At 74.3% G+C, this 7,429-nt stretch carries 2 protein-coding genes and 1 pseudogene; all 3 read right to left on the bottom strand.

Annotated elements, in window-relative coordinates:
• Positions 1–1,232: NAD-binding protein (locus J1C73_RS12445; protein WP_207316426.1), on the bottom strand; the 1,232-nt coding region annotated here is incomplete at its 3' end.
• Between the two features lie 40 nt (positions 1,233–1,272).
• Positions 1,273–6,207, bottom strand: a complete 4,935-nt coding sequence (locus J1C73_RS12450; RefSeq protein ID WP_207316427.1) for a DNA repair ATPase — start codon at positions 6,205–6,207, stop codon at positions 1,273–1,275.
• Positions 6,208–6,397: 190 nt separating this feature from the next.
• Positions 6,398–7,429, bottom strand: a pseudogene (locus J1C73_RS12455) (flotillin family protein); the annotation flags it as partial.

Raw genomic sequence — 7,429 nt, forward strand, 5'->3', positions numbered from 1 at the left:
TGTCCGGACAGCCCGCGCGGCGGGCGGCGCAGCGAGGAGACGGTACGGAGCGAGCCGAAGGCCTCCAGCACCCCGGCGACGAGCAGCGGCAGGAGCATCAGCCCGGCGACCCCGGACAGGAGCTGGATGATCTGGCGGGCGGTGGGGTCGCCGATGGCCGGGTCGCCCATCGCGAACAGGTCGAGCAGGGTCAGATAGGCGGCGTGCAGCGGATCGTCCCCGGTGGTGAACGTGGACGCCACCGCGAGTCCGAGGACGGCCGTGCCGACGCCCAGCGCGGACCAGCGCAGCCGGCGCGAGAAGATCTGGCTCAGCGGTGCGCCCCGGCCGCCCATCCGGGGCGTCGGGGAGGCCGGACCGCTCTGGCTGACGGCCTCCAGGACGACGGTTCCGCGGCCGGTCGCCGCGGCCACCTCGGTCTGGTCGGGCAGCAGCCGGGGGCCCTCGTCGCCGCTGCTGTCGGAGCCCTCGGTGCCCGCCGGGTCATGGGTGGTGGAGGAGAGCAGGGCCAGTGTGCACAGGCCCGGGTCGGCGACCTGGCCGTCGCGGGGCGGGGTGCGTTCGGCGGCCCGCAGGAGCAGGCCCTCCGCCTGGATCACCTTGCTGGATCCGGCGAGCGCGGTCGCCGCGAGGGCGGGGGCCGCGGTGTCGGCGTCGGACAGGACCGTGGTGGAGGCGTCCAGCGCGGTCTGGTCGAGCCCCGGCGAGGCGACGGCGGCCGCCTGGTCGAGCAGGGTCTCCAGATGCTGGCCGAGCTTGCGGTTGTAGAGCCGGATCACCAGCCGGACGCGGGGGTTGAGCCGGCGGGCGGTCAGCGCGGCGCGGATGTTGCGCTCGTCGTCGTCGTAGACGAGGGCGAGCGCGGCGGCCGTGTCGACACCGGCTTCCTCCAACGCCTCGTCGGAGGGCTCGTGCGCCTGGAGGATGCGCACAGCCTCCACCCCGGCGTTGGTGTCGCTGTCACCGTTCCCGGCGCCGTTACCGCCGTTGCGGCTCATCGCCGACGACATCCGGCCGAACAGGGCGGCCGCCCGCCCGCGCCCGGTCAGCGGCAGTTCCGGCCGTCTCGGATCGGGCCCCGGCGGCAGGACGAGGGTGACCCGTTCTCCGTAGACGTAGCGCAGTTCCACGGCGAGCCGCTGGGCGAGCGCGTCGTCGCCGCAGACGACCATGTGGCCGGAGAACGGGGAGCGTTGGGGCTGCTGCGGAAGTGGGGGCACATGACCCAGCATGCCTGTTCCCTTCTCGGGGTCGCTTCTCCGATCGCCGCCGTCAGTGGTCCCCGGGGGACCCGGACGGCGGCCGGGCGAGGAGTTGGCGGGGGTCCGCCGCCCGGCTGATCGCCGATTCGACCGCCGCGATCCGGTCCGCGAGCAGTCCCAGAGCGGCCACCGCACGGGTCACGGGGTCGCCGTCCGGCCCGCCGAGCGCCTGGGCGCGGACGTAGCCGGCGGTGACGGCGGACCAGCGGGCGGCCCGCTCCGGACCGAGTGTTCCGCGCAGCGCGGCGAGCTTCAGCAGGGCGGCCTCCGCGCCCGAGGTGAGCGTCTGGGCCTCGCCCGCGTAGTGGTCGTCGATGACGTCGGACAGTTCGGCGTCGTTCATCACGGGCACGATCTGCTCGGCGATCCGGTTCATGTTGCGGTACGAGCCCTGCAGCCGGAACGGTGGCTCGGTGCGCGTCGCGTCCGTCTGCGCCGCCGAGGCGATGTAGGCGGCGTTGACGGCGAGAACGGTGTCGCGTGCGGTGAGCAGATGGCGCAGCACGGCGACGATGCGTTCCACCTCGGCGGGCGCGTACGGGTGCTCCAGCCGGTTCGCACCGGAGGCGGGTTCCGTACCGGCGGCGAGCCGCAGCAGCAGTGCGAGATCGTCGCGGGACCGTCCGGCGAGCGGGGCCAGCACCGGGTTGGCGGTCAGCGCGTTCTCCACGAAGCTCAGCGCGAAGACGTCCTCCCGGCCGCTCAGCACCTCGCCGAGATTCCAGACGTCGGCCCGGTTGGCGAGCATGTCGGGAATCCGGAACCGCTCCCCGGACTCGGTGTAGGGGTTGCCCGCCATGCACACCGCGAACCGCTTGCCCCGCAGGTCGTAGCTGCGCGGCTCGCCGTCCCGCACGCCCTCGATCCGGCGGGTGGCGTCGCAGAGCGGGATGAACTTCTGGAGCAGTTCCGGCGAGGTGTGCTGGATGTCGTCGAGGTAGAGGAGGGTGTTGTTGCCCGCCTCCAGCGCGAAGTTGATCTTCTCGATCTCCTGGCGCGCGGTCGCGCTGCGCGCCTGCGCGGGGTCCAGCGAGGTCACGTCGTGGCCGAGGCCGGGTCCGCTGATCTTGACGAGGACCAGGCCGAGCCGGTCGGCGACGTACTCCATGAGCGTCGTCTTGCCGTAGCCGGGCGGCGACACGAGCAGCAGCAGGCCCTGCGAGTCGGTGCGCCGGTCGGCGTCGGCGGTGCCGAGCTGCTTGGCGAGGCTGTCGCCGATCAGCGGCAGGTACACCTCGTCGAGCAGCCGGTTGCGGACGAACGCTGACATCACGCGCGGCCGGTGGTCGTCCAGCCGCAGCCGGGTGCGCTCGGCTGCGGCCAGTGCGGTGCGCCGTCGCTGGTAGGCGCGGAAGCCGGGCACCGTGACCGTGCGGAACTCCTCGGTACGGAAGAGGAGTTCGTCGATCCGCAGGGGCAGCCGGCCCCGGTCGATGCGCGGGTGGACGCCGAGGAGCCCGTCCACGGTCGCGGTGAGCGGAGCCTCGCCCTCGTACCGGCGCACGGCGGGTTGCGGGCAGAGCTCCACGGCGACGGCCTCCGCGAGATCGCCGTCGTCGAGGTCCGAGCCGCTCGCGCGGGAGTATGCGGTGAGCCACCCCTCGACGAGCTGGCGGCGGGCCGGCAGGTCGTCCCCCAGGGTCGCGAGATCCTCGTCGTACGCCGAAGTGCCGGTGGTACGGCGGAACTTGTCCAGGAAGGTGCGGACTCCGGCACTGGTGACGAACCCCTCGGGGCCGCTCGTCAGCTCCTCGAAGAGGTACGAGGCGACGGCCCGCGAGGACTCGCCCGCGATGACGCCCGCCCACTCCTCCTGGAGTGCGGCGACGGCCGGGGCGAGCCCGAAGGTGTCGCGGGCGCGGGCCAGCGAGCGGGCCCGGCGGGTCCAGGAGGTCCGCCGGGCCTCGTCCGCCCGGTGCGCCCAGAAGAGCTGGGCGGCGGCCCGGACGGCGGGCGGGCAGCGCAGCAGTCCGGCTCCGGCACGCAGGCGCAGCAGTACGGTCAGGATCGCTGCGGCGTCCTCGTCGTGGACGCCGCGCTGATACCCCTCGTCGTACGCGGCTGCCGCGGACTCCCGCACCAATGAGCCCAGTTCGGACGGTTCCAGGGAGGCCAGCCGGTCTGCGCCCTGCTCGGCCAGCAGCCGGGCGGCCAGGTGCTCGCCGCGGTAGACGGACGGGGACTCGGAGGGCAGCTGCTGGTCCCAGTACGGGCGGGTCTCGACGAAGGCCGGGTCGGTGACCGGCATCCGGTAGTCGGTGCCGGTGACCGCGAACGCGAGCCCGTCCCCCTGGGGGACCAGCGTCAGATCGAACGGCTGGGGGTTCACCGCGAACCGGTGGCGGCCCAGCCGGATGGTCGCCCCGCCGTCCGCGTACAGCTCGCTGCGGTCGCGCAGCGCCCGCAGGGCCTCCTGGCGGGCCGCGAGCAGCTGCCCCTCCAGCTCCTCGGCCCGTACCGCGTCACCGAGTTCGCGCAGCTCGGCCGCGGTGCGGCGGACCTTGGCGACCATCGGGTCGGAGGCGAAGCAGGTGTGGACGGCGTCCGCGTCGGGCAGTGCGGCGCTGCGGCGGGCGACCGTGTCCAGCACCCGGGCGGCGGACTGGGCGAGGCGCTCGGTGCGGCGGGCGACGGCGTCCTGAAGGGTCTGCCTGCGGGCCGAGAACGCCTCGTACACCTCCGTCCGCCGCTCGCCCAGGGCGGTCAGGAAGTCGTCGAACTCGGCGAACCGCGCCTCCAGGTTCTCCAGCTGGAGGAGCAGCCGCGCGAGCTGCTCGTCGCAGGCACCGGGGGTGCCCGCGGCGGCCAGCGCACCCGTCACCGCCTGTCCCAGCAGGGCGAACTCGGCGGCGAACTCGGCCCGTCCCTCGTGGTCGAGGAGTTCGCGGCGGCGGGCGTCGAGGGTGGCGCGGGCCCGGTTCACCCCGCCGAGCACCTCGGCGATCCGCTCCAGGATCGAGGTACGGACCACGCCGTCACCGATGTCGAGCCCGGTGACGACGTCGGTGACCGTGCTCAGCCCGTCCGTCATCCCCGCCAGCCGGTCGCCGAGCGCGGCGGCGTCGGTGACGGTGGCGAGCGCGGACGCCTCCTCGGTGAGGCGGGCGATGTCCTCGTGGTACCCGGCGAACGCGTCGTCCCTGGCCAGGAACGCGACCGCGCGCCGGCCGGCCGAGGCCAGGTCGTCGGCGGTGGCGGCGGTGAGTTCGGCGATCCGCTCGGTGTCCGCGTACCGCATCTCGCCGAGCGTGGCCAGATGGCCGTGCGCGGTGCGGAGTTCGGTGAGCCGGGTGACCCAGTCGGCGGCGGACTGCGGGGCCTCGCCGCGGACCCGGCGCACCAGTGCGGTGATCCGGTCCGCGCTTTCGGCGAGCGCGTCGGCGGCCTGCCGGGTCAGTTCCTGGACGCCCTCGAACTCTGCGAGGACCTGCTGCGCGGTGTCCCGGAGCGCGCTCAACGGGTCGGCGAGAGAGCCGAGTTCGCTGTCGCCCAGCCAGTGGTAGCGGTCGGTGGCCCGGGTGCAGTCGGCCACCAGCCGCGCGTAGACCGCGCCGGTCGGGGTGGTCGCGTCGGCGCTGTGCGCGAGCGCGAGGCAGTCGGAGATGCCGCGCACCAGGTCGGCGTTGCCGATCCGGGCCAGCGGGCCGGTGCCGGCGGGGCGGGAGGCGGCGTAGGTGTCGGAGACGTACGGCGTCTGCCAGCGCTGCAACGGGTGCACCCGGGCCGGTCCGGCGTCCGGGCCCTCCACCGGGTCCCGCAGGAGTACGAGCGTCCCGTCGTCGAGCAGGGCGTGGCCGCGGCCCTGGAGCGGGGTGGCGACCTCCTGGCGGATCACGTTGTAGGGGAGCAGCAGGCTGCGGCCGTCGTCCCGGGAGCGGAACGCGTACAGGACGTCCTCGCCGTTGGGGGAGCGGACGGCCCCCTCGAAGGCGGGCTCGGTGAGCGGCCGCGCGATGTCGAAGGTCTTGGCGGCGCCGGTGGTCAGGTAGAAGCCGCCGGGGAAGATGATCCCCTGGTCCTCGGGGAGCCGGTGGCAGGCCGGGCCGATGCCGTCCAGCCGCAGCACGGTGCCCAGGAGCGAGTTGAACACGAGGTGGCGGGCGGCCTCCTCCTTGTACGGGCGGATGCGGAGCAGGACCAGCGGGCCGAGCTCCGCGTACTCGACCTCGGCGTCGGCGAGGGACTGGAGGGGCTCGGTGACCGGCTCCCGGTAGATCCCGTCCGGGGTGTCCGTGTCGTTGACGGTCTTGACGGTGAGGTGGCCGCCGAGCGTGGTGACGTACAGCCGCGCGTCGCTCCCGTCGCCCGTACCCCCGATCGCGATGTGCGGGTGCCGGCCGGGGAGGTGGGACTCGCGTCCGGCGACGGTCCAGGTGAAGTCGTGCGACGGCGGGAACACGTGGTCGCGTTCGCCGCGGGCGTCGAGGAACGCGCCGGGTGTGCCGTCGGCGTCGAGGACCCAGCGCAGGACGCGGATGTCCTCGGCGCTCTCGCCGGTCCGGAACACGGCCAGGAGCCGGCCGTCGGTACGGCGCAGCCGCAGCAGCCGGGCGTCACGGTAGTAGCGGTGCAGCCCGTTGAACTCGCGGACGAACGCCTCGTCGGTGAGGAGCGGGCCGGTGCAGGGGGCCGGTTCGGCGTCGTACAGCGCGAGTACGTCGTCGACGGCGGGCTCGTCGCCCCGGCCGGGGCCGCGTTCGAAGCCGAACAGCAGCCGGCCGCCGATCGCGACGAGGTCGCGGGGGGTGGAGGGCTGCTCGGTACGGATGTGCTCGCTGCCGAGCAGCCGCAGTCCGGTGGAGCCGAACTCCTCCGTGCGGCGGGAGTTGAGCGCCTCGGCCCGGCGGGTGAGCTCCGCGGCCTGGGTGCCGAGCCGGCGGCGCAGCACGTCGTAGGCCCCGGCCTCCACGGGGCCGCCCGGGGGCGGCGGGGTTCCGGTGTCCATGCGGTGCGGCTCTCCTTACGGGTGGGCGGATGTGTGGGGCCCGGGGCGGCCGGGCGCCCGGCGTTGTCCTCGATCGCCGGACGGGCTTGACCGGCCCGCCCTTGGCGTGAATCCGCGGGCGGCCTTTCCAGCCCGTCCGGCGATCGAGGACAGGGCGTTGCTCCGGAGGGGGCCGGGGCGACGCGTCCGGCTACGACACCGGCGTACCGTTCCGGGACGGGGCCGGCACCTCGTTCAGGCGTACGTCCGCGAGGCCCAGCTCCCGCGCGTGGTCCAGGAGCCGGCGGACCTGGTCCGCCCCCGCACCCCCCACCCCCGGCGCGGCCATCATCCGCATCAGCAGCGCCGACACCGTCAGGTTCTGCACATCACCCGACGACACCGACCCCAGCACCCGCGTCAGATCGTCCGTGAACGACGACGTGCCGTTCAGCCACGGCCCCGCGAGCGCCTTCGCCGTGTCCGAGTTCCCGACGAAGCCGTCGAGGCTCTTGCCCATGGAGATGGACGAGACCAGCCGGTCGAAGAAGACCGACTCCCCGCCGACGATGTCGATGTCGGCGTTCTCCAGCCCGGCGGACACGATCGTCGCCTGCGCCTCGGCGACCTGCCGCTGCACATCCAGCCCGGCCAGCCGGATCTCCTTCTCCGCCTCCAGCCGCAGCCGGTACTCCTCGTGGCCGCGCGAGGCGTCGTCCAGGGCGGCCATCGCGGCCGCCTTGTCGGTGAGTCCCGCCGCCTCGGCCTTCAGCTTCTCGCCGATCATCGCCGCGTCGGCCGTCGCCTGGGCCTGCGTACCCGCCGCCGCCGCCAGCGCCTTCAGCCTGGAGCCCTCCGCCTCGGCCCTGAGCCGGGCGGACGTCGCCTCGGCCTCGGCCAGGCCGGTCTTCTCGATGACCTCGGCCGCCGCGTCCCGTACCTGCACCTCCGCGAGGCCGGCCGCGGCCGACTCCGCCTGGACGCCCTCGGCCAGCCGCAGCTTCGCGCGGGCGTCCAGGTCCGCGGTCTTCAGCCGGGCCTCGGCGAGCGTGAGCTGCTCGGCCGCCCGGTGGGTGGCCGAGGCCTCGGCGGCCTCCGCGGCCTTGATGTCCTTGACCAGCTGCTCCTGGGCCTCCGCCTCGGCGGCGATGATCACCGACTTGCGGGTGCGCTCGGACTCCTCGACCGACCGCAGCGTCTTGATGGACTCCTCCTGCTCGGCGACCGTACGGTCCACCGCGAT

The organism is Streptomyces laculatispora (assembly GCF_017353455.1).
Taxonomy (GTDB): Bacteria; Actinomycetota; Actinomycetes; order Streptomycetales; family Streptomycetaceae; genus Streptomyces; species Streptomyces laculatispora.

Excerpts from the sequence above, each read along its gene's own strand:
- J1C73_RS12450 (WP_207316427.1), bottom strand. The coding sequence starts at position 6,207 with ATGGACACCGGAACCCCGCCGCCCCCGGGCGGCCCCGTGGAGGCCGGG.